The sequence below is a fragment of the Streptomyces sp. NPDC091412 genome, from assembly GCF_044756885.1.
Taxonomy (GTDB): domain Bacteria; phylum Actinomycetota; class Actinomycetes; order Streptomycetales; family Streptomycetaceae; genus Streptomyces.
This window is the reverse complement of record NZ_JBIVTV010000009.1, coordinates 146,084-169,552: the sequence shown is the minus strand read 5'-3', so window position 1 is coordinate 169,552 and position 23,469 is coordinate 146,084. Positions and strand designations below refer to the sequence as shown.

Sequence of the window (23,469 nt, the reverse complement as noted above, 5' to 3'; positions counted from 1 at the left end):
CGCCGCACACCCCGCGCCGGCGAGCGCCCGTCCACCCGCCGCGCCACCACGCGCTCCACCGCCGTCCTCCGATGGAGCTCCCATGTCCCCGCAGCAGTCACCGCAGGCCCAGCCGCCCGCCCCCTCCCCCGCCACGCCGTCCCTCACCGAGGTCGAGAGCCACGGCATCGAGCGCATCCCCGACGCCGACCGCTCCGCCAGGCCCCTGGACCTGTTCCGCATCGCCTTCGGCGGCGCGAACACCTTCTCCACCTGTGTGCTGGGCGCCTTCCCGATCCTGTTCGGCCTCTCCTTCTGGCAGGGCCTGGCGGCCACCGTCCTCGGGGTCGTCGCGGGAGCGCTGATCCTGTGCCCGATGGCGGTGTTCGGCCCCGTCAACGGCACCAACAACGCGGTCTCGTCCTCGGCGCACCTGGGTGTCCACGGCCGCGTGGTCGGCTCGTTCCTGTCGCTGCTGACCGCCACCGCGTTCTTCTCCATCTCGGTGTGGAGCTCCGGCGACGCGCTGGTCGGCGGCGCGCACCGGCTCTTCGGCCTGCCGCGCGGCACCGCCTCGTACGCCGTCGCCTACGCGCTGTTCGCCGCGCTGGTCCTCGTGGTCTGCGTGTACGGCTTCCGCTTCATGCTGTTCGTCAACAAGATCGCGGTGACCTCCGCGAGCGTGCTGTTCCTGCTCGGCGCGGTCGCGTTCGCCGGGGACTTCGACCCGGGGTACGCCGGGGTGTTCACCGCCTCGGCGGACGCGGCCACGCGGTCGATGTTCTGGCCGTCGTTCATCGGCGCGGCCCTGATCGTGCTGTCCAACCCGGTCTCCTTCGGCGCGTTTCTCGGCGACTGGTCGCGCTACATCCCGGCCGACGCCCCGCGCCGCCGGGTGGTCGGCGCCGCGTTCCTGGCGCAGATCGCCACCCTGCTGCCGTTCGTCTTCGGCCTGGCGGCGGCGAGCATCATCGCCACCAAGGCCCCCGCGTACGTGGACCCCGCCGCTCCGGACTTCGTCGGCGGGCTGCTCGCGATCTCGCCGAGCTGGTTCTTCCTGCCGGTGTGCCTGCTCGCGCTGATCGGCGGCATGTCGACCGGCACGACCTCCCTGTACGGCACCGGTCTGGACTTCGCTTCGGTGGTCCCGTGGCTGTCCCGGGTGCGGGCGACCGTGCTGGTCGGACTGCTGGCCTTCGCGTTCATCTTCATCGGGCGGTTCGCGCTGAACCTGGTGCAGTCGATCTCGACGTTCGCCACGATGATCGTCACCTGCACCACGCCGTGGATGGTCGTGATGATGCTCGGCTTCTACACCCGCCGCGGCTGGTACGACCCGGACGCTCTCCAGGTCTTCAACCGCCGTCAGCGCGGCGGCCGGTACTGGTTCACGCACGGCTGGAACTGGCGCGGCCTGACCGCCTGGTGGGTGTCGGCGCTCATCGGGGTGCTGTTCACCAACATCCCGGGGCAGTTCGTCGGCCCCCTGGGCGACGTGGCGAACGGCGTCGACATCAGCCTGCCGCTGTCGCTGGCGTCGGCCGCGGTGCTGTTCCTGGCGCTGCTGTGGCTGTTCCCCGAGCCCCGGGCGGTCTACGGTCCCGAGGGTCCGCGGCTGGCCCGTGCCGTCGACGTCCCGGTACCGCCGGTCACCGGACCGGGCGCGCAGGACGGCGGCGTGGTGCCGGTGCCCGCCGAGGCCGGCTGACCGGTCCGCGAGGCGGCCCGCCGGCGCGGGCGGCCGCGCGCGTCGGCGGTGCGCGAATCGCGGAGCGTTGTCACACCCGCCCGGTACGTTGGCCGGCATGACTCACTTCGTATTGGTGGCCGGCGCGTGGCTGGGTGCTTGGGCGTGGGACGAGGTCGTGCCCGGTCTGCGGGAGGCCGGGCACGACGTCCACGCCCTCACCCTCAGCGGTCTCGCCGAGAAGAGGGACCTGCCGGCCGGGCAGCGGACCCACGTCCAGGACATCGTCGGCCACGTGGAGCGCCACGATCTGCGGGACGTCGTCCTCGTCGGGCACAGCTACTCGGGCATCCCGGTCGGTCAGGCCGCCGAGCGGATCGGCGACAGGCTGCGGCGCGTTGTGTTCGTCGACTCCAACGTGCCGCTGGACGGCAAGGCGTTCGTGTCGGGCATCGGCGGCGACCAGGTCCGCCGGGAGCTCGACGCGAACGACCGCACCTGGCCACCCCTCCCTCCGGACGACTACGCCGGCCAGGAGCTGACCGACGAGCAGATCCAGCGCATCGTCACCGAGGGCACGCCGCACCCCGGCGCCTCGCTCACCGAACCGGCCGTGCTGAAGCGTCCGCTGGACGAGTTGCCCGCGACGTACGTCAAGTGCCTGCTGGACGGGGCCGAGCCGATGCCCGTCGTGGCCGAGGCGCTGAAGAGCGAGCGATGGGAGCTGGTGGAGATGGGCACCGGCCACTGGCCGATGTTCTCCCGGCCGGGCGAACTGGCCCGGATCCTGGTCGAGTCCGCGGCCGCGGACTGACGAGCGGGCGGTCGGTTCCCGGAGGTGCCGGCCCGCGCCTACCGGCCAGTATCGTCGGGTCACGCGCGTGACGGGCGACTTCGGGAGGGACGGATGGCGAAGCACTGGGCGGACTTCCAGTACGAGATCTATCTCAACGGCATGACGGGCGCGGTACCGCGGCTGCCCACCGACCTGACCCGCCTGGAGGAGCTGACCGAGCGACGGCTCGGCCCCGGCCCGGTGGGCTATGTGGCGGGCAGTGCGGGCAACGGCAGTACGGCGCGGGCCAACCGGGCCGCCCTGGACCGGCGCCGGATCGTGCCGCGCATGCTCCGGGACGTCCACGCGCGCGACCTGTCGGTGGAGGTGCTCGGCCGGACCCTGCCGGCCCCGCTGGCGCTGGCGCCGGTCGGGGTGCTGTCGATCCTGCACCCGGACGCGGAGCCGGCGGCGGCGCGTGCCGCCGCGGCGCAGGGCGTGCCGTTCGTCCTGTCGTCGGCCTCCAGTACGCCCATGGAGCAGGTCGCCGAGGCGATGGGGGACGCCGAGCGCTGGTTCCAGCTGTACTGGGCCAAGGACCGCGAGGTGACCCGGAGCCTGTTGAGCCGGGCCGGGGCGTCCAGGTTCAGCGTCCTGGTGGTCACCCTGGACACACCGCTGCTGGCCTGGCGGCCCCGCGATCTGGACCAGGCGTACCTGCCGTTCCTGCACGGCGTGGGCACCGCCAACTACTTCTCCGACCCGGCCTTCCGGGCGGGTCTGGCGAAGCCGGTGCACGAGGATCCCAACGCGGCGGTGCTGCACTTCGTGGGCATGTTCGCCGACCCCGGCAAGACCTGGCCGGATCTGGCCTTCCTGCGGGAGAACTGGGACGGCCCGATCGTCCTGAAGGGCATCCTGCACCCCGACGACGCGCGCCTGGCCGCCGACGCCGGTATGGACGGCGTGGTGGTGTCGAACCACGGCGGGCGCCAGGTGGCCGGCTCCGTCGCGGCCGCCGACGCGCTGCCCCGGGTGGCCGAGGCGGTCGGCGACCGGCTGACGGTCCTGTTCGACAGCGGTGTGCGCACCGGGGACGACGTGTTCAAGGCGCTCGCCCTCGGTGCGCGGGCGGTGCTGCTGGGCCGGCCGTACGCGTACGGGCTCGGCCTGGACGGCCAGGCGGGCGTCGAGCACGTGATCCGCTGTCTGCTCGCGGAGTTCGACCTCACGCTCGCCCTGACGGGACACGCCGGGCCGGCCACGGTCGGCTCGGGCGACCTCGTCGAGGACCCGGCCTGACCCGAGCCGGCCGGTCGTGGCCGCCGCCCGGACGCGGGCGGCGGCCACGACCGCTCACATGGTGACGTCCGGCGGTGCGGCCCCGCGGGCGGACGGCGTGCCCGGCCCGGCGACCGACAGCGGCCCCGGAGTCACCGAAGCGGAGTCGGCCGCCCAGCGCTGCGCGGCCGTGCCGTCGCCGACCTTGACGACGATGTCCGCGTCCGCCTGCGGCGAGGCGGAGGTCAGGGCGAGTCCTTCGCCCCAGCGGGGCAGCAACTCTCCCCGCGCGCCCACGTCGTAGCGCACGTCGGGGCCCCGCTCGTCACCGGCCTCCGCGCAGGTGCCGAGGACGACCACGCCCGCGTCCGCGTGCGAGTCCAGGCACAGGCCGGGGTCGGCGACGCTGCGCAGCAGCCCGTCGTCCTCCAGCGTCCACCGCTGGCTCCAGGCCGAGGAGCACTCGGCCAGTGCGGTGACCGCTCCGGCCTTCGGCTCGCCCCGGACGGCCAGACACAGGCCGGCCTCGATGTTGCGCAGCCGGGTCTCCTCGGTCGACGGGGACGGCAAGGCGGTGCCGGGTGCCGCGGAACCGCCGGACGGGGCCTCGGACCCGGCACCGTGCGCCGTGTCCCGCGTGCCGGACGCGCCGGTTGACGCCGCCGGGGCGGTGCCGTCGCCGTGCGACCACAGGCTGACGCCGAGCACGGTCGCGAGCAGGGAGGCGGAGACGAGGCCGAGACCGGTGCGCAGCGCCCGGGACGACCGCGGGCCGGCCGGGGCGCGGCGGACCGGCGCGGCGATCCGGGACAGCAGCCGGCGCCGGCCGGAGCCGGCCGACCGTCCCCCGCCGTGCCGGGCGGAGCCTTTCGTGCGCGCGGCGTGCCCGGCGCGGCCCGGGCGGGAGTCGACGTAGCGGCGGGCGCCCCAGCCGAGCACCGCCTCGGCGAGCAGCACGCCCGGTGCGTTCTCCACCTGGCCGAGCTGCCCGGCGGCGTCGCGGCAGTAGCGGCAGTCGTCCAGATGCCGCTCGACGTCCGGCAGCAGGGCACCGCCGCGGCGGATCGGCACGTCGAGCAGCCGGTTGTAGAAGCGGCAGTCGTCGGTCGGCGCGAGGTCGCGGTGGGCGCGCACGCAGCCCTCGCGGAACTTGTCCCTGGCCTCCTCCAGGGTGCGGGAGGCGGTGTCGGGGTCCATGCCCAGCAACCCGGCCGGGACGCCCAGCGGTTCGGCCTCCACCTCGGTGTGCCACAGCAGGCACCGGGCGGCCGGGACGAGGCCCTCGAAGGACCGCTGGGCGAGCCGGCGGTTCTCCGGGACCAGGGTCGCGGCGGCCCGCATGCCCCGGCCACCGGCGGGCTTGTGCAGCTCGGGCAGGGCGGCGGACAGGCGGTCCTCGGCGGCCCACAGCCGGACCGTGTCCCGCACGGTCAGCAGCAGCCGGGGGCGCAGCGCGGTGCCCGGCTCGCCCAGGGTCAGCCGGTCGAAGACCTGATGGAAGGCGGCCGAGGTCACCATGGCCGCGAGGGGCGCCGGGGAGGCGAGGCAGATCACCGCGTAGTCGTGGACCGGCTGCCAGTGGCGGGCGATCAGCAGGGCGACGCAGTGGCCGACTTCGTCGTCCGTGCTGCCGGTGAGCCGGGCGGCGAGGGATTCGTCGGACTCCCCGGGGATCCCGCCGGGCGGCGGGCTGGGAGGACGGGAGGGGTGGGGGGTGGGCACGAAGAGGCTTCCTTTGGTACGTACCTGTGTGGAGCGGGCCCGCGGGTCTGGCACACGGCCGGCGGACGAATCGGCGCGACTCCCCAACTGTCCCTTCAGGACCGGCCCTTGCCCACGCACGGGCCGCTCAGCCTTGCACAGCTCGTTGACACACAACAAGACATCCCGACAACACGGGCATCATTGACGGAAATTCAGGAAGCGGGACGTCACCGGGCGCTGTGGGCGTACACCACCGAGCGGTGCACGCCTACGCGTTCCCGTCGTCGCCGCGCGCCCCGTGTGAAGCACGCGCACACATCGGCGCCGCGCGCACGCTCCCCGCGCGACCGGCCCGGGAGTGCACTGGTTTCGGCCTCTCCAGGCCCGGCGCGGGACGGCGGCTCTCCTGCGCGCGCCGGACCGCCGACCGTGTTCCTCCCACCCCACGGCCTGCGGCCCCGGGGGCGTACGGCGAGTGGTGTCAGATCTCCCAGGAGCGCAAGCGGTCGGCGGCGCCGTAGACGTCGGCCTTGCCGGACATCAGGTCGCGGGTGAGGTCGACGAGCGCGCCGTAGGGCGGGTCGATGCCGACGCCGCTGACGAACATGTAGGCCACGGCCGTCGCGCAGGCGAAACGGGCGTTGGCCGACGGCAGGGGTTTGAGCACGGCGAGGGTGTGCAGCAGGGCGGCGGCCCGCCAGGCGGGATCCGAATTGACGCCGAGACGCGGCGGGTCGACACGGTGGCGGGCGACCGCGGCCACCAGGGCCGAGAAGTCGTCGACGGCGGGCTGGTCCGGCAGGACCTCCTCGTGGCGCTGGAGCAGCCAGGGCACGTCGATGTGGATGACGGGGGTCATCGGTCAGGCCGCCCGCCCCTCGCCCTTCGTGGCTGTCTCGTCCTCGGGAAAGGCCGTCGCGAACTCGTCCGCGTGGGCGGTGAAGAACCGCCGGAAGGCCTCGGCGCCCTCCTGGAGGGCCCGGTGCCGGGCTATGTCCGCGGCGGCGGCCTCGCGCACCAGTGCCTTCATCGACGTGCCGCGTTCCTTGGCGATCTGGCGCAGGTCCTCGAGCTCGCGGTCGCTGAACTCCACATTCAGAGCTGGCATGGTCCACACGGTACCGCGCGGGTACTTTCCCGTAAATATCCGCTGGTCACAGTGGTGGGACAGCGGTACCGAGGGACGGATCCGCGGCAGTCGGGGCCGCGCGCCGCCGCTCCGCTGGGGACGCGGCGGCGCTCCTGCGGTCCGGCTCGCTCACCCGCGTCCGGGGTGAGCGGGCGGCCCGGCCTGCCGGCCCTGGTCCGCCGCGAAGGAGGCCATCCAGGCCAGCGCCGCGTTCCAGTTGATGGCCGTCTCGTTGGTCGACCAGGACTCGATGTCGTCGATGTAGCAGAACTGGCCCACGCAGCCCTGGAGTTTGCTCTGCGCGTACGGGTCCTGAATGCTGGAGTTGGCCCCGCCCGCGACGGTGCCCCTGGGCGGGTTCGGCAGGCTCGGCTCGAGCTCGTGGGCGTACCAGCGGCTGTGCTGGTTGTGGGAGCTGACCGTGCCGTAGCCGGTGACGTAGGAGATGTTGAGGGCGTTGCGGCCCAGGATGTAGTCCATGCTCTGCACCGCGCCGTCGCGGTACTTGGTGGCGCCGTCGAGGTCGTAGGCGGCGGCGAGGACGCGGGCGTTGTTGAGGATCTGGCTGTTGGAGCCCCAGTCGTACATGTTGTTCGCGGGCGCGTACGGCATGCCGTAGGGCTGCGCCTTCAGCGTGGCGAGGTACTTGTCCGCGCCCTTGATCACCGACTGGCGCACCTTCTCCCGGCCGGACAGCCTGCTCGGGACGGTGGCGAGGTCGAGGCGGGCGGGCACCGCGGTCGCGGCCCAGTCGAAGCTGACGCTGCCGAAGATGTCGGCCGTGTGCAGGGGGGACTTGGTCACGTAGTCGGCGAACTGCCGCTCACCGGTGGTGAGATACAGCTCGACGGCCGCCCAGTAGAACTCGTCGGTGGCGTTGTCGTCGGGGTAGGCGCCGCCGCCGATGCCGTCGTCCGGGTCCGGGTAGAGAGCCGGACGGGCGAGGGCCGCGGTCCAGGCCGTGCGTGCGGCACGCAGGGCCTTCGCCGCGAACGCCCGGTCGTAGGGCTCGTAGAGGCGGGCCGCCTGCGCGGCCGTCGCCGCCAGGTTCAGGGTCGCCTGGGTGGTCGGCCGGTGCAGTTCGCGCTTCTGCGGGTCCTGGCTCGGCAGCAGCGGCAGCCCGGTCCACTGCTCGTCATGAATCTTGCTGTGCGCCATGCCGGCCAGCGGCTGCCCGGCGGGCACCTGCATCTTCAGCAGGAACTCCAGCTCCCAGCGGGCCTCGTCCAGGATGTCGGGCACCTTGTTACCGCTCTCCGGGAGGGCGAGCGTCCGGTCACCGAGGCTCGCGGGCCGGGCGGTGCGCGCGTACAGGGTGCGCTCGTAGGTGCTCAGCAGTCCCCAGGTCGTGATGCCGCCGTTGACGACGTACTTGCCGTGGTCGCCGGCGTCGTACCAGCCGCCGGTGACGTCCAGCGTGTAGTCGCACAGGCCCGGCCGGCAGGGCACCTTGGCGTCGCCCTGGTTGGGGGCGGCGTTCAGGTGGCCGGCCGGGCGGGCGTAGCCGGGCCGCAGGTCCTCGCGGATCGGGATGCCGCTGCGCTGGGTGTAGTAGTGCTTGAGCGAGTCCAGGCGGAGCTGGTCGTAGACACCGGCGCCGATGTCGAACGGGTGGCTCGTCTCGCCGTCGGCGACCAGCGTGAAGCCCTTGCCGCTCCCCTTGTAGGTGCCGAAGTCGATCGAGTGCACCCTCTGCCCGGAGGAGACGTCCGTGCCCCGCGGCGCGCTCCAGCCGTGGGCCACGACGGTCCCGCGGGCGTCGTGCAGCCGCCAGGGCAGCTTGGCGCCGGCATCGGTGACCAGCGTGGCGTTCTTGGGGCCGCCGGGGAGATAGCCGACCTGGTTGACCCGTACCCGCGGCCCGGTGTCGGGCCCGTAGACCTCCGGCGGGACGCCACCGAGGAGCGACACGTCGTCCAGGCAGAAGCGCCAGGGGTCCGCGGTGCCGCCGAGCTGGAAGGCGACCTGGCCCTGGGTGGTGTCGACGGGGGACGTGAAGGTGTAGGAGTAGGCGTTCCCCGAGACGCTCAGCTGCGGGCTCACCTCGAACCAGGTGTCGTAGGGCGCCACCGAGAGCCCCGCGAGCGCCCGTACGACATGCCCGTCGGGGGTGCCGGTCGCCGTGAACGACAGCCGATAGGTCTCGCCCTTCACCAGGGTGATGTCGTTCTGCCCGACGGCGGCGTCCCAGCGATTGGCGGTGCCGCCGGGCACGTCCGCGCACAGCCGGCCGTCGGACAGGCCCGCGGTGACGTTGCTGGTCGTCCACCACGGCTCGGCGGTGGTGTCGAAGGTGCCGTTCCTGACCTGCTCGACCTCGTCGGCCAGGGCCCGCGGGGCGGACGGCAGGGTGGTGAGGGCCGCCGCGAGCAGGGCTGCCACGGACAGCAGGGTGGTTCTGCGTCGTTTCACGTCTGAGCTCCTCGGAGGAGGTACGGGCGGCGTCCATGGGAGCGCTCCCAAGGACGAAGGCACCATGCTTGTTGCAGCCATGACATCCGTCAACGGTCCCGACGGGACGTGTTGCCTCCCGGGCCGCCGGCACGGCCTTCCCGCCGGACGGCCGCCCCGGCCTTCCCCCCGCGGCGCCGACGCGTCCGTCCCCGGCGCCGGCGCGCCGCACGGCGCCCCCCTGCCGCGTGACCGCGTTCGACCGGCAGGGGGGTCGCCGTCCGTACGGCGCCGGTACGCACTAGGCTGGAACGGAAGTGACGCACCTGTTCACTGTGAGTGTGCGCGATGGAGTGGCGACGATGAGCCCCGTGTATCCGTTCGACGATGCCGCCACGGCTCGCGCCGTCGTCGACGAGCACGGCGTCCTCGTCGAATGGAACGAGGGCGCGCGCCGACTGCTCGGCTGGGCGCCCGAGGAGGTACTGGGCGAGCGGGCCGCGACCCTGCTGGCCGACCGCCCGGACACCCGCCTTCCCGACGAGCCGCGCTGGAACGGCACGCTGACCGTGCGTCACCGCGACGGGCGTGCCGTGCCCGTCTGGGTCCTGGCCCACCACCGGCGCCCCGAGGACGGCGGCAACTGGCTCCTGGTCACCCCGCTGGAGGGCGGCGGCCCCCCGGACCCCGACGACCCGCTGGTCCGGGCCGAGCTCATGCAGTCCCCCTGCGCCGTGGCGATCTACGACGAGCGGCTGCGGCTGCACGGGATGAACGCCGCCATGGCGGACGTGCTCGGGGTGCCGGCCGATCGGCTGCGGGGCCTGCGCCTCTCCGAGATCGGCGGCCGCCGGCAGAGCGAGGACTTCGAGCGGCACATGCACCGGGTCCTCACCACCGGCCGGGGGAACGACGTGCGGACGTATGTGCCGATAGGCGGCGACGGCCAGGTGACCGCCTGGCTGGCCCGGATGTCCCCGATCACCGACCGGCAGGGACGGGTGCGCGGGGTGTGCGTCGCCGCGCACGACTTCACCGAGCAGTACCGGGCGCGCGAACGGCTGCAACTGGTCAACGAGGCGAGTGTCCGCATCGGCACCACCCTCGACGTCGCCCGGACGGCGCAGGAACTCGCCGACGTCTGTGTCCCGGCCCTCGCCGACTTCGTCAGCGTCGACCTGCTGGATCCGCCCGAGCACGGCGGGGAACCGCTCACCGGGCCGGTGACGATGCCGGTCGTGCTGCGCCGGGCCGCCCACCGCTCCGTCAACGCGGGCAGCCCTGAGGCGCTGGCCGTCGCCGGGCGGACCGAGCTGTACCCGGCCACCTCCCCACAGGGCGCCTCCCTGGTCACGGGCCACTCCGTGGTGATCTCCAAGGAGTCGGGCGACCTCGAGAAGTGGCTGTCCTGGGACCCGGTGCGCCGCCTGCACGCCCGCGAACTCGGCGTCCACGCCACGATGTCCGTGCCGATCCGGGCCAGGGGCGTGACCCTCGGGGTCGCCGTGTTCACCCGGTTCCGGCAGCCCGCCCCGTTCATGCCCGACGACGTGCTGCTGGCCGAGGAGGTCACGGCCCGCGCCGCCGTCTGCGTCGACAACGCCCGGCGCTACTCCCGCGAGCGGGAGACCGCCCTCGCCCTCCAGCGCAGCCTGTTGCCGCGCAGCCTGCCGCGGACCGCCGCGGTGGAAGCGGCCTCCCGCTACCTCCCGGCGGCCCGGGCCGGGGTGGGCGGCGACTGGTTCGACGTGATCCCGCTGTCCGGGACGCGGGTCGCCCTGGTCGTCGGGGACGTCCTCGGGCACGGTGTGCAGGCCTCGGCCAGCATGGGCCGGCTGCGCACCGCCGTGCGCACCCTCGCCGACATCGATCTCGCCCCGGACGAGCTGCTCACCCATCTGGACGACGTGGTGGCCCGGTTGTCCGCCGAGGCCGGGGCCGAGGGACGGCCCGGCGAGGTCGGCGCGACCTGTCTGTACGCGGTGTACGACCCGGTCTCCCAGCGCTGCACGCTCGCCCGCGCCGGGCACCCGCCGCCGGTGCTGGTCCCGCCGGACGGCCCGCCCCGCCGGGTCGAGCTGCCCTCCGGTCCGCCGCTGGGCCTGGGCGGGCTGCCGTTCGAGAGCGTCGAGCTCCAACTGCCGGAAGGCAGCGTGCTGTCCTTCTACACCGACGGGCTGGTCGAGAGCCGCGAGCGGGAAACCGACGCCGGGCACCGGCTGCTGTGCGACGCGCTGGCCGCCCGCAGCGGCTCGCTGGAGGAGATCTGCGACCGCGTCCTGCACACCCTGCTGCCGGCGGGCGGCGCCTCCGACGACGCGGCGCTACTGCTGGCCCGCACCCGCGCCCTGCCACCCTCCCAGGTGGCGACCTGGGAGATCCCCGCCGACCCGTCACTGGTCGCGCCGGTCCGCAAGCAGGTCGTCGACCGGCTCGACGACTGGGGGCTGAGCGAGGCCGCGTTCACCACCGAACTGGTGGTCAGCGAGCTGGTCACCAATGCGATCCGGTACGGCACCCCGCCCATACGGCTCCGACTCATCCACGACGAGTCGCACCTGACCTGCGAGGTGTCCGACACCACCCACACCGCTCCGCACCTGCGCCGTGCCAAGACCTGGGACGAGGGCGGCCGCGGCCTGCTGCTGGTCGCCCAGCTCACCCGGAGGTGGGGCAGCAGGCACACGGCCGAGGGCAAGACGATCTGGGCGGAGCTCAGCCTGCTCGACGACGAGTGAGCCCGGCCGCGCCTCAGGATCCGTCGGCCAGCCAGGGCCGCACCCGCCGCCGTGCCTCGTACAGCCGCGACTTGAGCGTGCCCAGCGGGATGCCCGCCCGCTCGGCGGCCTCGGCGTACTCCAGCCGGCAGATGTCCCGGTACACCAGCGGAGCCACCAGGTGGGGATGCTCCCGCTCCAGCCGGTCCAGCGCCTCCAGCAGGTCCACCCGGGAGCCCGCGATGACGCTCGTGGTGCGCGGGTCGGCGTACTGCGCGGGCTCGATCCGCGCGGGCTGCTCGGCGGCGCGGCGCTTGAGCTCCCGGTACTTCTGGCGGCAGCAGTTGGCGACGACCGTGTAGAGCCAGGTGCCGAAGCGGCTGCGGCCCTCGAAGGAGGTGATCCTCCGCGCGATCTGGAGCAGCACGTCCTGCGCGGCCTCCTCGGCGTCCTCGCGGCAGGGCAGGAAACGCCCGCAGCGCCGGACCACCTCGGGCCGGACCTGCTGGAGCAGGGCCTCCAGCGCGGCGCCGTCACCGGCGGCGGCACGGCGGGCGAGGTCTTCGACCGGCGCGGCGTTCTGCACGACAAGGCCCCCTTTGCGTCGATCCCGGGGAGGCATGATAGTCGCATGCACTCCCTCGAGCGGATCGGCCGCTACCGGCTCGAACGGCGCCTGGGCACGGGCGCCTTCGGCACGGTGTGGCTCGCCCACGACGACGAGCTCGAGGCCCCCGTGGCCGTCAAGGTCCTCGCCGAGAACTGGTCCCACCGCCTCGACGTGCGCGAGCGGTTCCTGGCCGAGGCACGGCTGCTGCGCAGGGCCGGCTCGTCCCGGGTGGCCCAGGTCTACGACATCGGTGAACTGCCCGACGGCAGACCGTACTTCGTCATGGAGTACGCCGACGCCGGCACCCTCGCCGACCTGCTCGACGCCGGTCCGCTGCCGGTGCCGGAGGCCCTGCGGCTGACCGCGCTGGCCGCCCGTTCCGCCCACGCCCTGCACGAGGCGGGCATCGTGCACCGGGACGTCAAGCCGAGCAACGTGCTGCTGCGCACCGCGCCGGACGGCACCCACCGGGTGCTGCTCGCCGATCTCGGGCTCGCCAAGAGCCTGGCGCAGGCCTCGGGGCTGACCCTGGCGGCGGGTTCGGCCGGGTACCGGCCGCCTGAGCAGGCCGGGCCCTGCGCGGGCATCGACGCACGGGCGGACGTCTACGGACTGGGCGCGGTCGGCTACCGGCTCGTCACGGGCACGGTGCCCGCCGAGCCCGGCGCGGTGGTACGGCCCGAGCGGCTGCGGCCGGGCCTGGACCCCGGTGTCGCCCGGGCCCTGATGCGGGCCCTGGAACCGGACCGGGAGCGGCGCTGGCCCACCGCCGAGGCGTTCGCAAACGAGCTGGAACGGCTGGCCTCGGCCCAGGCGGCCGCCGTCCGTCCGCGCGGGCGGTCCAGGACCGTCGCGCTGGCCGCCGCCGTGGCGGCCGTCGCCGTCGCCGGGGCCGCCTTCGCCCTGGTGAACCGGCCGTCCCCGGCGTCCGGCGTGGGCGTCGAGGACGCCACCGGCCGGATCGCGGTGCGGGTACCCGACGGATGGGGGCGCCAACTGCGCGACTCCGGCTGGGATCCCGCGGCGCTGGGGCTGCCCGCCGGGCACGAGCCGGGGCTCGCCGTCGCCGACGACCTGACCCGGTGGCAGGACCTCGGGGCCGACGTACGCGGGGTGTTCGCCGGACTGAGCGAGCACGGCGACGTCACCGCCCGGGTCGACGCGCTCGGTCACCCGGGCTGCCACTACGACGGCGTCCGCGCCTACACCGGTGGGCGGTGGCACGGCCGGATCCGGGCCTGGAGCGACTGCCCCGGCGGCGGCCGGCTCACGGAGACCGCGCTGGTCCCGGCCGGCGGCGGGCAGCCGCAGGTGTACGTGCAGATCCGTCAGCGCGGCGGCGGCGACGCGACCGACCGGGTACTGGGATCCCTGCGCGTCACCTGACCCCGTACGAGGTCGAGCAGGTCGACCCCGTACGGGTGAGAGCCGCTCGACCTCGTACCGGCTGGAGCCGCTCGACCCCGTACGGGTGAGAGCCGGCCGGGGTCCGCGCGGGAAGAAGTCACCGGGAGAGAAGAAGTCACCGGGAGAAAGGTGCGGCCGGCCGCGAACTTTTCGCCCGGTCCGTGCATCGGACACTCAGGACGGCGCACCCGGCGCCGTAGGCACGCGGTCACCGCGTGCGAGCGACCCAGGAGTGTGGAACATGGCGCACAAGTCCCCGTCCGCCCGCCGGGCGGCCCTGCTCGTCGGCGCGGTCGCCCTGCTGGGCCTGCCGCTGACCGCCTGCGGCCACGGCAACGGCAACGGCACGAGCGGTGCTCCGCAGAAGGTGTCCGGCACCGCCGCGCCCGCGACCGGCGGCGCCACCGCCGGGACGGCCCCCGGCACGGCTCCCGCCACGAGCTCCGCGCCCAGCGGCGGCGCCGCGCCCCCGAGCGGCACGGCCACCGGCTCCGCCCCGGGCACCGCCCGGCACACGGGCGGCACCCCCGCCCCCGCCACGAGCACCCGCTGTCACACCTCCGAACTCAGGGCGTCGGTGGGCCGTGAGAACCCGGGCGCCGGGCAGGAGAACTTCCCGGTCGTCCTGACGAACACCTCCGGCCGCACCTGCACCGTGCACGGCTATCCCGGCGCCGCCTTCGTGGACGCCTCCGGCAGGCAGCTGGGCCCGGACCCGAAGCGGCGGTCCTCGGGCACCCCCACCACGGTGACGCTGAAGCCCGGCCAGAGCGCCTGGGCGGGGCTGACCTTCTCCAACCCCGGAGTGAGCGGGGCGAGGACGGCGACGCCCGCCTCGCTGATCGTCACACCGCCGGACGAGCGCGACCACCTCACGGTGAGGTGGACGGCCGGCCAGGTGCCCGTGGGCGGCAACGCCTCCTCGGTGTTCCTGACGGTTCTCAGCCCCGGCACCGAGCCCTGACCCGTACCGTCGGCGGCGCTCTCCCGCGCAGGTCCGGCACGGCCCTTTGCTTTGATGGGCGGGCACCATCGGTCACGTCCTGAGGAACACCGCTCTGAACACCCCGCTGGCCGAGGCCCTCTCGGTCGTCCTGCTCGTCGCCGTGCTCGCCTGGGCCGTCGTCCGTCCCTTCGGCTGGCCCGAGGCGGTCATGGCCGTGCCCGCCGCCGGGATCGCCGTCGCCACCGGCGCGATCCCGCTGGACCACGCGCGGGCCGAGGCCGAACGGCTGGGACCGGTGGTCGGGTTCCTCGCCGCGGTGCTGGTGCTCGCCCACTTCTGCGACGTGGAGGGGCTGTTCCATGCCTGCGGGGCGTGGATGGCCCGCCGGGCGCGCGGCCGCCCGGTGCGGCTGCTGACCGCCGTGTTCGCGCTGGCGTCCGCCATCACCGCCGTGCTCAGCCTGGACGCCACGGTCGTGCTGCTCACGCCGGTCGTGTTCGCCACCGCCGCCCGCACCGGCGTACGGCCCAAGCCGCACGTCTACGCCTGCACGCATCTGTCCAACACGGCGTCGCTGCTGCTGCCCGTCTCCAACCTCACCAACCTGCTGGCGTTCGCGGAGAGCGGGCTGAGCTTCACCCGGTTCGCGGCGCTGATGGCGCTGCCGTGGCTGGTGGCGATCGGAGCCGAGTACGTGGTGTTCCGGCGCTTCTTCGCCCGCGACCTGACCGCCGCGGTGCCCTCGCCGCGCACCGGCGAGACACCCGAGCTGCCGCTGTTCGCCCTGGTCACCGTGGCCTGCACGCTCGCCGGGTTCGTCGTGGCCTCCGCGTTCGGCGTGGCACCGGTGTGGGCCGCCCTGGCGGGGGCGCTGGTACTGGCAGGGCGCGCACTGCTGCGGCGCAGGGCGAGTGCGCTGAGCGTGGTGCGGGCCGCTGCTCCGTCCTTCCTCGCCTTCGTCCTGGCCCTGGGCATCGTGGTCCGCGCGGTGGTCGACAACGGTCTCGCCGGTGCCCTCGGGCACCTCCTGCCCGGCGGTACGGGACTGCTCGCTCTGCTCGCCGTCGCCGCGCTGGCCGCCGTCCTCGCCAACCTGATCAACAACCTGCCCGCGGTGCTGGTCCTGCTGCCGCTGACCGCGCCGACCGGGCCGGGGGCCGTCCTCGCCGTGCTGCTCGGCGTCAACATCGGCCCGAATCTCACCTACGCCGGGTCGCTGGCGACCCTGCTGTGGCGACGGATCGTGCACCAGCACGAACACGGTGTGGACCTCAAGGAGTTCACCCGGCTGGGTCTGCTGGCCGTGCCGGCCGCGCTCGTGCCGGCCGTGGTGGCACTGTGGGGGGCGCTGACGGTGCTGTGACACGGAAGGAGGCCGACCGGATGCGTGTGATCACCTGGCTGGTGGAGGGCACCTGGCCCGCCTGTGTGGACGCCGTGCGCACCCATGCTCCGCACGCGTCCGACGTCGTCCTGCTGCACGTCAGCGGGCCGGAGGTGCCCGCGGTGGCGCACGGGGCCTTCGCCGGGCTGCTCGGCCGCGGCCGCGCCGAGCGCGACCCGGGCGACCTGCTGACGGACCTCGGCGGCACGTCGGCGGCCGAGCTGCTCGAGGCCGCCGCGACTCGGCTCGGGCGGCCGTGCACCCGGATGGAGCGGCGCGGGCGGGTGGAGCGCGAGGTGGTGGGGGCCGCGGAGGACGCGGACCTGCTGGTGCTGGCCCGTGACGGCGACCGTGAGCGGCTCGGCCCGCACAGCCTGGGTCCGGCCGCGCGGTTCGCCGTCGACCACGCGCCCTGCGCGGTGCTGCTGGTGTGGCCGGAGGCGGCGCCGGACCTCACGACGATGCCCCCTCCACCGCCGCCGCACCACCGCTGACGTCGTTCAGCGGCCGCCGCCGTGGCGGTGCCGCCTGTTCCGGTCGTCCCACGAACAGGGGTGTCCGTGGGAGGAACAGCTGTCCGTGGCGGACGGCTCGGCGCTGCCGGCCGTGGGCGGCGGGGTCGTCCGGGGCGCGCTGCGGGCCGGGGCGGGTGTCTCCGCCGGTTTCGCAGGCTCCGATGGTCCGGGGCCGGGCCGGGCCGACGAGCCGCCGTCCAGGTCCCAGTTGACGACCTCCATCTGGAGCTCCGGCGCGGAGGAGTCCATCGCCCAGCGCTGGGTGTCGTTCTTCGCGCGGGTCTTGAGCACGAGGGCGCCACCGCCGTCGGTGGCGGCGGGCGTCAGGGCCAGGTCCTGGTCGAAACGGGGTACGAGCATGCCCTGAAGGGTGAAGTCGTAGCGGATGTTCCTGGCGCCGGGTCCGGAGCCGGCCACGCAGGGGGCGAGCCGTACCGAGTAGCCGAGGTGGGAGTCCAGACACAGGCCGGGCGCGGCGCCGCTGCGCAGCAGGCCGTCGGTCTCGTACACCCACTGCTGGCCGGGGGCCGAGGAGCAGGCCGCCAGCTCGGTCTCCGCGCCGTCGACGGCCTTCTCGCCGACGACGTCGACGCACAGTCCGGACGCGGCGTTGTGCAACCGTCCGCGCAGGGTGCCCCTGGCCGCCGTCCCGGCTCCGGTCCACGACGGTCCGGAGGCCGAGGCGCCGGTGCCGGGCGGCCCGGAGGGCTGTTGTTCGGCGCGTGTGGGGGTTCCGTCCCCGGAGCCGAGCACCGCCCACAGCGTGAGCGGCAGCACGACCAGCCCGCTCACCGTCGCCACCGCGATGACCAGGTTCCGCTGCCGCGCCCGCCGCGCCGCCTTCCGGGCCGACCGCCCCCGCGTGGCCGCACGGCCCCCGGCCGTCCCGCCCGCCGACGCCACCCCGTCCCCCGGTCCCGCTGCCGCGGCGCCGCGGCCGGCCGGCACCGGCTCCGTGTCCGGCGTTGGCGCCCTGCGATCGGCAGAGGCCGGCTCGGCCCCGGTACCGCGACCGGCCGGTGCCGCACGCGAGGCCGGGCCGACGGCCGCGGTGGCGGGCGGCGGGGCGGAACCCCAGGGCTCGGCAGCGACGGGGGCCGCGAAGGGCGCGGCGGCGGACATCTCGGGGGCGGGCCCACCCGCCGGGTCGGTGCCGAGGGCGCCGCCCGGGCCGTCGGGCCGCCCGGCCGGGTAGGCCTGGCCGGCGGCCACCGGACCGGACGGATCCGGCGCGAAAGGCTCGCCCCCGCTCGGCGTCTCCGGCCACCCCGACGCGAACGGCCCTCCCCCGGCGGACGCGACCGGCCCCGACGCGAACGGCCCTCCCCCGGCGGACGCGACGGGCCCCGACTCGGCGGCGGGCGCGGGGTGTTCCGGTTCCGTCAGGGCCGAGGGACCGGCCAGGCGGGAGGCACGGTAGGCGCGGGCACCCCAGCCGAGGACTCCCTCGGCCAGCGCGCCACCCAGGTCCGCGTTGAACTGGGCCAGTTGGTCGGCGGTGTGCCGGCAGTGCGTGCAGCCGGCCAGGTGCGTGCGCAGATCGGGGTCGACGTGGACGCCGCCGCGCCGGTAGGTCACGTCGAGCAGTCGCAGGTAGAGCAGGCACTCCTGCCGGGGTGCGACCTCGCGGTGCGCCTGGAGGCACTCCTCGCGCAACCGCTCCCGGGCCCGCCCGAGTTCGACGCGCGCGTCCTCCTCGTCGAGGCCGAGCAGCCGGGCCGGGACGGCGAGGGGTTCGGCGTCGACCTCCGCGTGCCACAACAGGGCGCGGCCCGTCTGCGGCAGCCGCTGGAACGCACGGGACAGCAGACGCCGGTCACCCGGCGGCAGCAGCCGCGGCGCGATCCGCTCTCCGTCGGCGCCCGCGGCCCTCAACTCCGGGTGCAGCATCTCCTGGCGGTGGTCCGCGCTCCACTCCGCCGCGATCCGGCGTACGGTGACGAGCAGTTGGGGCCGCCAGGCGGCGGTCGGCCCGGACTGCCGCAGGAACTCGCCGAACAGGCGGGTGAAGGCCGCGGTGGTGAGCATGCCCGCGGGATGCGGGCCGTCCGCGCACAGCCGTGCGTAGGCGAAGGCCGACTCCCAGTGCCGGTCGAGGAGTTCACCGACGGGCAGCAGAGTGGGCGAGGTACCCGTCCACTTCCGGAGTTCGGCGCTCAACTGCTCGTCCGTGGTACCGAACGGAGCGGGTGACGTGGGGGAATTGGACGTGCCCGGGTCTTTCACGGCCGCATTCCTCCATACACACCGCGGATTTGGTCCGTACCAAAAAATCCGCCCCAGAAAGGCGTGTCGGCATCTCGAACGTCCACCGCGCAGAGGGTGGGCCCATGGCCTGCTCGCCGACTGGCCACACCTTTGCACAGGCCAGCGGCGAGCAACAAGGGATCACGCGGTTTTGTGCATAACGCTCCCGGCGCCCTGTGTTGACGAATTGTCAATTCCCGTGGATGGAATGCGATTACTGACCGATGCACAGGCCAATTGCCGCCCTCAGTGACCGCTGACGGCGTGCGGTGTGTACGGCCCTTCCAGCTCCTCGGCCTCCTTGTCGCTCAGCTCCAGTTCGACCGCGGCCACCGCGTCCCGCAGGTGCTCCGGCCTGGACGCGCCGACGATCGGCGCCGTGACCGTGTCCTGGCGCAGCAGCCAGGCGAGGGCGACCTGGGCGCGCGGGACCCCGCGGTCCCCGGCGACGCGGGTGACGGCCTCGACGATGCCGCGGTCGCCCTCCGTGTAGAGCCGGCCGCCGAAGGCGTCGGTGGCGCTGCGCCCGGTGGTGGTGCCCCAGTCGCGGGTGAGGCGGCCGCGGGCCAACGGGCTCCACGGCAGGACGCCGACGCCCTGGTCCGCGCACAGGGGAAGCATCTCCCGCTCCTCCTCGCGGTAGAGCAGGTTGTAGTGGTTCTGCATGGAGGCGAAGCGGGTCCAGCCGTGCAGCAGGGCCGTGTACTGGGCCTTGGAGAACTGCCAGGCGTACATCGAACTCGCCCCGATGTAGCGGACCTTGCCCGCCCTCACCAGGTCGTGCAGCGCCTCCATGGTCTCCTCGACCGGCGTGTGCGGGTCCCAGCGGTGGATCTGGTACAGGTCGACGTAGTCGGTGCCCAGCCGGCGCAGGCTGTGGTCGATCTCCGTCATGATCGCCTTGCGGGACAGCCCGCCGCCGTTGGGTCCCGGCCGCATCCGGCCGTGCACCTTGGTGGCGAGCACGATGTCGTCGCGGCGGGCGAAGTCGCGCAGCGCGCGGCCGACGATCTCCTCACTGGTGCCGTCGGAGTAGACGTTGGCCGTGTCGAAGAAGGTGATCCCCGCTTCCAGCGCCTGCCGGATCAGCGGGCGTGACGCCTCCTCGTCGAGGGTCCACTCGTGCGTGCCGCGGCCGGGCACGCCGTAGGTCATGCAGCCCAGACAGATCCGCGACACCTCGAGGCCCGTCGAACCGAGCCTTGCGTACTGCATCGTTGCTGCTCCTGTTCTTGGTGCGGTCGCCGGTCACGAGCCGGGGCGGCCCGCGGGCGTCCGCGTCGGAAACGTGTCCAGCAGGTCCAGTGCCCGTTCCCAGCCGAACGCGGGCCGGCCGCCGTCCCGCGCCGGTTCGCCGGAGAACGGCTCCCCGAAGCGGACGCCCATCCCGCGCAGGCGGGCGAGGCTCTCCCGGTAGGCGGGGTGGGCGGCGAGGGTGTCGGACACGCACGGCAGGACCACGACCGGGACGCCCAGGCCGTACGTCTCGCACAGGGTGCCCAGGGCGAGCGTGTCGGCGGTCCCGGCGGCCCACTTGTTGAGCGTGTTGAAGGTGGCGGGCGCCACGACCACGGCGTCCGGCGGCGGGAACGGGCGCGGGTCGGCCGGCGTGCGCCAGGCCGACCGTATGGGGCGGCGGGTCAGCGCCTCGACCCCGGCGGTGTCGAAGAAGCCGCCCATGGCGACCGGGGTCGCGATGACACCGACCTCCCAGCCCCGTTCCTGCGCGGCGGTGATCAGCTTGCTGACGCCCTCGGCAATGCCGGCGGCGCAGACGACGACGTAGAGGAAGGGTTTCCCGGACGCTGTCCCGGACTTCGTCCCGGGCATTGCCCCGGAGGGCTTCTGGGCCTGTTCGCTCACCCGGGAACCCTAGTCAATCCCGCGCCGCCGGGGCCACGGGGCGGCACGACGGGCAGCCGGCCCGCCGACCGCCGCGTCCCGCGGCGGACCGGTGGCCGGCGTGGCCCGTTACTCGTCCTCGGACAGCGTGATGGCGCCCACGGGGCAGGCCCGAGCGGCCTCCCGGACCAGCGGGTCGCCGGCGCCGTCCTCCCGGCCGGGCAGCAGGGCGCTGAAGCCGTCGTCGTCCTGGGTGAACACACCCGGCGCGGTCAGGGCGCACTGTCCGGCGCCGATGCAGCGGTCCTTGTCGATCTCGATGTGCATGAAGGCAGCCTCTTACCAGCTGACGGGGAGTTCCAGCATCCCCTGGATGGTGTCGCCGGGTTTGAAGGGAATCTCCTCCGGCGGGGCGGCGAGCCGGAGCCCGGGCAGCCGTTCGAGGAGCGTGCGCAGGGCGATCTCCAGCTCGGTGCGGGCGAGGTTCTGGCCGAGGCACTGGTGGATGCCGAAGCCGAAGGCGACGTGATGGCGGGCCGAACGGTGGAAGTCGAGGGTGTCGGGCGCCGGGTAGACCTCCTCGTCGCGGTTGATGACGGAGGTGGAGAAGACCACGCCGTCCCCGGCCCTGATCGTGGTCCCGGCGATCTCGATGTCCTCGGTGGCCTGGCGCAGCAGCCCGTCCGCGATGGACAGCATCCGCATGAGTTCCTCGATCGCGTCCGGCAGCAGCGTGGGGTCGGCGCGCAGCTCGGTCAGCCGGTCGGGGTGCAGCAGGAGCGTGTAGGTACCCAGGGAGATCATGTTGGCGGTGGTCTCGTGGCCCGCGACCAGGAGGATCATCGCCAGCGCGGTCAGCTCCTCGCGGTCCAGCTCACCCTCGTGCAACCGCTGCTGGACGAGTTCGTCCAGCAGGCCCTCGCCGGGCTGCCGACGCTTCTGGTCGATCAGCTCCTCCAGGTACTCCGCCAGCCGGTCCCGGGCGTCCTGCGTGTCCTCGGCCGTCGGTCCGCGCAGCAGCCGCCTCGACTGCTCCTCGAAGAACTCGTGGTCGGCGTAGGGCACGCCGAGCAGGGCGCAGATCACCATGGACGGCACCGGCAGCGCGAAGGCGCGCACCAGGTCGACGGGCGGTCCCTGCGCGATCATCGCGTCCAGCAGTTCGTCGACGATCTCCTGGATGCGCGGCCTCAGCTCGGTGGCGCGCTTGAGGGTGAAGCTCGGGATCATCATCCGCCGCTGGGTGCGGTGCTTGGGGTCGTCGACGCCCAGGAGCGCCGGTTTGCGGTCGCGGACCGCGGCGAAGCGGGGCGTGGTGGCCGGGAAACCCGAGCGGGTGCGGTCCGTGGACAGCCGGGGGTCCACCAGCAGGTCCCGGGCGACGGCGTGGCCGGTCACGAGCCAGGCCGGGCGGCCGTCGTAGAGCCGGATGCGGGCCAGTGGCCGGGCGGTGCGCAGCGGGTCGTACCCGGTGGGCGGGTGGTAGGGGCAGGCCCGGTCCTGGGGAAAGGAGACGGGCTCGGACAGTTCGGTCAGGTCTGTCATGGAAGACCTCGCAGACGAAGGATGCGTCGTGCCGATCTTCATTAGATGCCCGGGGCACCTAGGGCACGACATGAAGTTCGGCCAGATCGGGGACCTACGGCATCTGGCTGGGAACCACCCATTCCGCATCGTAATTCGGTTGCCGCCGAAACGGCGCGGGCTGCAGGATCCGGCCATGTCCACGACCGATGTGTTCCCGCCGCTGCCGTCCGCCGCCGATCTCTCCGCGCGGTCCCAGCAGCAGCCCGGCCGTCCCCGGAGGCCCGGTCCGCCGCGGTCGTGAGCGCCGCGCTCGTCGCGGGCCTGCTCGCGGGCTACGGCATCGCCGTACCCGTCGGCGCCGTCGCGACCTATCTCGTCACCCTGACCGCCCGTACGTCCCTGCGGACCGGTGTGTGCGCCGCGCTCGGCGTGGCGACGGCCGACGGCCTCTACGCCCTGCTCGCCACCCTCGGCGGCTCGGCCCTGGCCGCCGCGCTGCGGCCGGTGCTCGTGCCGCTGCGCTGGGCGTCGGCCCTGCTGCTCGCGGCGCTGGCCGTCCGGGGCGCGGTCGGCGCGGTGCGGCGGTACCGCGGGCACCGGCTCGCCGCCCGGGCCGCCCCGCCGCCGGTGAACCCGGCCCGTGCGTACCTGGCGCTGCTCGGGATCACCCTGCTCAACCCCACCACGCTGGTCTACTTCGCGGCGCTGGTGCTCGGCACCCGCGGTACACAGGCCGCGCCCCCGTCCCAGCAGACGGTGTTCGTACTCGCGGCCCTCGCCGCGTCCGCGAGCTGGCAACTCCTGCTCGCGAGCGGCGGCGCCCTGCTCGGCCGCGCCCTGACAGGCTCCCGGGGACAGCTGGTGACGACCCTGGCGTCCAGTGCCGTGATCACGGCACTGGCGCTGCGAATGCTGCTGCCAACGGGATGAGCGCCCCGCCCACGGTGCACCCACGGGGACGGGACCCTCCTCCAAGGGATGCGTCCCTCCCACAGGGGGAGGCCGGCCCGGGGGCGCCTTGCGCCCGCGGGGCGACGCGGTCCGCCAGTGAGGTGACGGAGTCCGCCCGGAGGGCGCCGTGCGCCCACGGGGGCGCGGCCCCCCGGACGGAACGAGGCCCACCCACGGGCACACGCTCCCCCACCAGCGGAGAACGCCGTACACCCGCAAGGCAACACGGCCCGCTGCACGAAACGGGACCCGCCCGCAGCGAGAGGCTCCCCCGCCTGCAAGCGACGCAGTCCGCCGGCAAGGGACGCCATGCGTCCACGAGGGACCCGGCCCGCCCGCGAGGCGACGCGGCGTGCCCGGCCGGCGGTGTGGGCGCG

General features: G+C 74.2%; 19 protein-coding genes. 9 read left to right on the top strand and 10 right to left on the bottom strand.

What is annotated here, in order from left to right:
- Positions 1–82: 82 nt before the first annotated feature.
- The 3 genes from ACIQMV_RS22840 to ACIQMV_RS22830 all read left to right on the top strand — a co-directional run bounded on the left by ACIQMV_RS22840 (position 83) and on the right by ACIQMV_RS22830 (position 3,743).
- The gene (locus tag ACIQMV_RS22840; protein WP_401777192.1) at positions 83–1,687 is read left to right on the top strand and encodes a purine-cytosine permease family protein; all 1,605 of its coding nucleotides are present in this window, start codon (positions 83–85) and stop codon (positions 1,685–1,687) included.
- A 97-nt stretch (positions 1,688–1,784) separates the two neighbouring features.
- Complete coding sequence (locus tag ACIQMV_RS22835; RefSeq protein ID WP_402595071.1) at positions 1,785–2,480, top strand: alpha/beta fold hydrolase; 696 nt, start codon at positions 1,785–1,787, stop codon at positions 2,478–2,480.
- 93 nt (positions 2,481–2,573) lie between these two features.
- The gene (locus tag ACIQMV_RS22830; protein ID WP_402595069.1) at positions 2,574–3,743 is read left to right on the top strand and encodes a lactate 2-monooxygenase; all 1,170 of its coding nucleotides are present in this window, start codon (positions 2,574–2,576) and stop codon (positions 3,741–3,743) included.
- A 54-nt stretch (positions 3,744–3,797) separates the two neighbouring features.
- Here the strand turns inward: ACIQMV_RS22830 and ACIQMV_RS22825 are convergent, their stop codons facing one another.
- From ACIQMV_RS22825 to ACIQMV_RS22810, 4 genes are all read right to left on the bottom strand, one after another.
- Positions 3,798–5,444 carry an RICIN domain-containing protein gene (locus ACIQMV_RS22825; protein WP_402595068.1) on the bottom strand — a complete coding sequence of 549 codons (1,647 nt, stop codon included), beginning with the start codon at positions 5,442–5,444 and terminating at the stop codon, positions 3,798–3,800.
- Between the two features lie 463 nt (positions 5,445–5,907).
- Positions 5,908–6,285 (bottom strand): toxin Doc, encoded by a 378-nt coding sequence (locus ACIQMV_RS22820; protein ID WP_141355478.1) that lies wholly within the window; start codon positions 6,283–6,285, stop codon positions 5,908–5,910.
- A 3-nt stretch (positions 6,286–6,288) separates the two neighbouring features.
- The gene (locus tag ACIQMV_RS22815; RefSeq protein WP_100571383.1) at positions 6,289–6,534 is read right to left on the bottom strand and encodes a hypothetical protein; all 246 of its coding nucleotides are present in this window, start codon (positions 6,532–6,534) and stop codon (positions 6,289–6,291) included.
- Positions 6,535–6,684: 150 nt separating this feature from the next.
- Entirely contained in the window at positions 6,685–8,967 is a 2,283-nt protein-coding gene (locus ACIQMV_RS22810; RefSeq protein ID WP_402595066.1) for a glycoside hydrolase family 9 protein, read from the bottom strand.
- Positions 8,968–9,308: 341 nt separating this feature from the next.
- Here ACIQMV_RS22810 and ACIQMV_RS22805 point away from each other — a divergent pair, with 341 nt between their 5' ends.
- Positions 9,309–11,684 carry a SpoIIE family protein phosphatase gene (locus ACIQMV_RS22805; protein WP_402595064.1) on the top strand — a complete coding sequence of 792 codons (2,376 nt, stop codon included), beginning with the start codon at positions 9,309–9,311 and terminating at the stop codon, positions 11,682–11,684.
- Between the two features lie 13 nt (positions 11,685–11,697).
- On the opposite strand, the gene ACIQMV_RS22800 is transcribed toward ACIQMV_RS22805, so the two are convergent.
- Positions 11,698–12,285 (bottom strand): RNA polymerase sigma factor, encoded by a 588-nt coding sequence (locus tag ACIQMV_RS22800; RefSeq protein WP_172632755.1) that lies wholly within the window; start codon positions 12,283–12,285, stop codon positions 11,698–11,700.
- A gap of 9 nt (positions 12,286–12,294) precedes the next feature.
- On the opposite strand from ACIQMV_RS22800, the gene ACIQMV_RS22795 reads away from it, so the two are divergent.
- The 4 genes from ACIQMV_RS22795 (at position 12,295) to ACIQMV_RS22780 (ending at position 16,504) form a co-directional block, all read left to right on the top strand.
- Positions 12,295–13,659 carry a serine/threonine-protein kinase gene (locus ACIQMV_RS22795; RefSeq protein WP_402595062.1) on the top strand — a complete coding sequence of 455 codons (1,365 nt, stop codon included), beginning with the start codon at positions 12,295–12,297 and terminating at the stop codon, positions 13,657–13,659.
- A 262-nt stretch (positions 13,660–13,921) separates the two neighbouring features.
- Positions 13,922–14,644: a DUF4232 domain-containing protein gene (locus tag ACIQMV_RS22790; protein ID WP_402595061.1), complete on the top strand. Its 723-nt coding sequence runs from the start codon at positions 13,922–13,924 to the stop codon at positions 14,642–14,644.
- 142 nt (positions 14,645–14,786) lie between these two features.
- Positions 14,787–15,989: an arsenic transporter gene (locus tag ACIQMV_RS22785; protein ID WP_402595060.1), complete on the top strand. Its 1,203-nt coding sequence runs from the start codon at positions 14,787–14,789 to the stop codon at positions 15,987–15,989.
- Positions 15,990–16,009: 20 nt separating this feature from the next.
- Positions 16,010–16,504 (top strand): universal stress protein, encoded by a 495-nt coding sequence (locus ACIQMV_RS22780; protein WP_402595058.1) that lies wholly within the window; start codon positions 16,010–16,012, stop codon positions 16,502–16,504.
- Positions 16,505–16,510: 6 nt separating this feature from the next.
- Here ACIQMV_RS22780 and ACIQMV_RS22775 read toward each other — a convergent pair whose 3' ends face one another.
- The 5 genes from ACIQMV_RS22775 to ACIQMV_RS22755 form a co-directional block, all read right to left on the bottom strand.
- Positions 16,511–18,751 (bottom strand): ricin-type beta-trefoil lectin domain protein, encoded by a 2,241-nt coding sequence (locus ACIQMV_RS22775; RefSeq protein WP_402595056.1) that lies wholly within the window; start codon positions 18,749–18,751, stop codon positions 16,511–16,513.
- Between the two features lie 267 nt (positions 18,752–19,018).
- On the bottom strand, positions 19,019–19,987 hold the full coding sequence (locus ACIQMV_RS22770) for an aldo/keto reductase (RefSeq protein WP_141355494.1): 969 nt from the start codon (positions 19,985–19,987) through the stop codon (positions 19,019–19,021).
- A gap of 33 nt (positions 19,988–20,020) precedes the next feature.
- Positions 20,021–20,602 (bottom strand): flavoprotein, encoded by a 582-nt coding sequence (locus tag ACIQMV_RS22765; protein ID WP_402595210.1) that lies wholly within the window; start codon positions 20,600–20,602, stop codon positions 20,021–20,023.
- Between the two features lie 141 nt (positions 20,603–20,743).
- Positions 20,744–20,941, bottom strand: coding sequence for a ferredoxin (locus ACIQMV_RS22760; RefSeq protein ID WP_055571498.1), 198 nt, complete (start codon positions 20,939–20,941; stop codon positions 20,744–20,746).
- Between the two features lie 12 nt (positions 20,942–20,953).
- Entirely contained in the window at positions 20,954–22,159 is a 1,206-nt protein-coding gene (locus ACIQMV_RS22755; protein WP_402595054.1) for a cytochrome P450, read from the bottom strand.
- A gap of 279 nt (positions 22,160–22,438) precedes the next feature.
- On the opposite strand from ACIQMV_RS22755, the gene ACIQMV_RS22750 reads away from it, so the two are divergent.
- Positions 22,439–23,071, top strand: coding sequence for a LysE family transporter (locus ACIQMV_RS22750; protein WP_402595052.1), 633 nt, complete (start codon positions 22,439–22,441; stop codon positions 23,069–23,071).
- Positions 23,072–23,469 lie beyond the last annotated feature (398 nt).

What these genes read in the sequence shown, in the direction of transcription:
- ACIQMV_RS22800 (WP_172632755.1), bottom strand. Translation starts at nt 12,285, where the DNA reads ATGCCTCCCCGGGATCGACGCAAAGGGGGCCTTGTCGTGCAGAACGCC.
- ACIQMV_RS22760 (WP_055571498.1), bottom strand. Translation starts at nt 20,941, where the DNA reads ATGCACATCGAGATCGACAAGGACCGCTGCATCGGCGCCGGACAGTGC.
- ACIQMV_RS22790 (WP_402595061.1), top strand. Translation starts at nt 13,922, where the DNA reads ATGGCGCACAAGTCCCCGTCCGCCCGCCGGGCGGCCCTGCTCGTCGGC.
- ACIQMV_RS22835 (WP_402595071.1), top strand. Translation starts at nt 1,785, where the DNA reads ATGACTCACTTCGTATTGGTGGCCGGCGCGTGGCTGGGTGCTTGGGCG.
- ACIQMV_RS22765 (WP_402595210.1), bottom strand. Translation starts at nt 20,602, where the DNA reads ATGCCCGGGACGAAGTCCGGGACAGCGTCCGGGAAACCCTTCCTCTAC.
- ACIQMV_RS22815 (WP_100571383.1), bottom strand. Translation starts at nt 6,534, where the DNA reads ATGCCAGCTCTGAATGTGGAGTTCAGCGACCGCGAGCTCGAGGACCTG.
- ACIQMV_RS22830 (WP_402595069.1), top strand. Translation starts at nt 2,574, where the DNA reads ATGGCGAAGCACTGGGCGGACTTCCAGTACGAGATCTATCTCAACGGC.
- ACIQMV_RS22795 (WP_402595062.1), top strand. Translation starts at nt 12,295, where the DNA reads ATGCACTCCCTCGAGCGGATCGGCCGCTACCGGCTCGAACGGCGCCTG.
- ACIQMV_RS22755 (WP_402595054.1), bottom strand. Translation starts at nt 22,159, where the DNA reads ATGACAGACCTGACCGAACTGTCCGAGCCCGTCTCCTTTCCCCAGGAC.
- ACIQMV_RS22820 (WP_141355478.1), bottom strand. Translation starts at nt 6,285, where the DNA reads ATGACCCCCGTCATCCACATCGACGTGCCCTGGCTGCTCCAGCGCCAC.
- ACIQMV_RS22770 (WP_141355494.1), bottom strand. Translation starts at nt 19,987, where the DNA reads ATGCAGTACGCAAGGCTCGGTTCGACGGGCCTCGAGGTGTCGCGGATC.
- ACIQMV_RS22805 (WP_402595064.1), top strand. Translation starts at nt 9,309, where the DNA reads ATGAGCCCCGTGTATCCGTTCGACGATGCCGCCACGGCTCGCGCCGTC.
- ACIQMV_RS22780 (WP_402595058.1), top strand. Translation starts at nt 16,010, where the DNA reads ATGCGTGTGATCACCTGGCTGGTGGAGGGCACCTGGCCCGCCTGTGTG.
- ACIQMV_RS22840 (WP_401777192.1), top strand. Translation starts at nt 83, where the DNA reads ATGTCCCCGCAGCAGTCACCGCAGGCCCAGCCGCCCGCCCCCTCCCCC.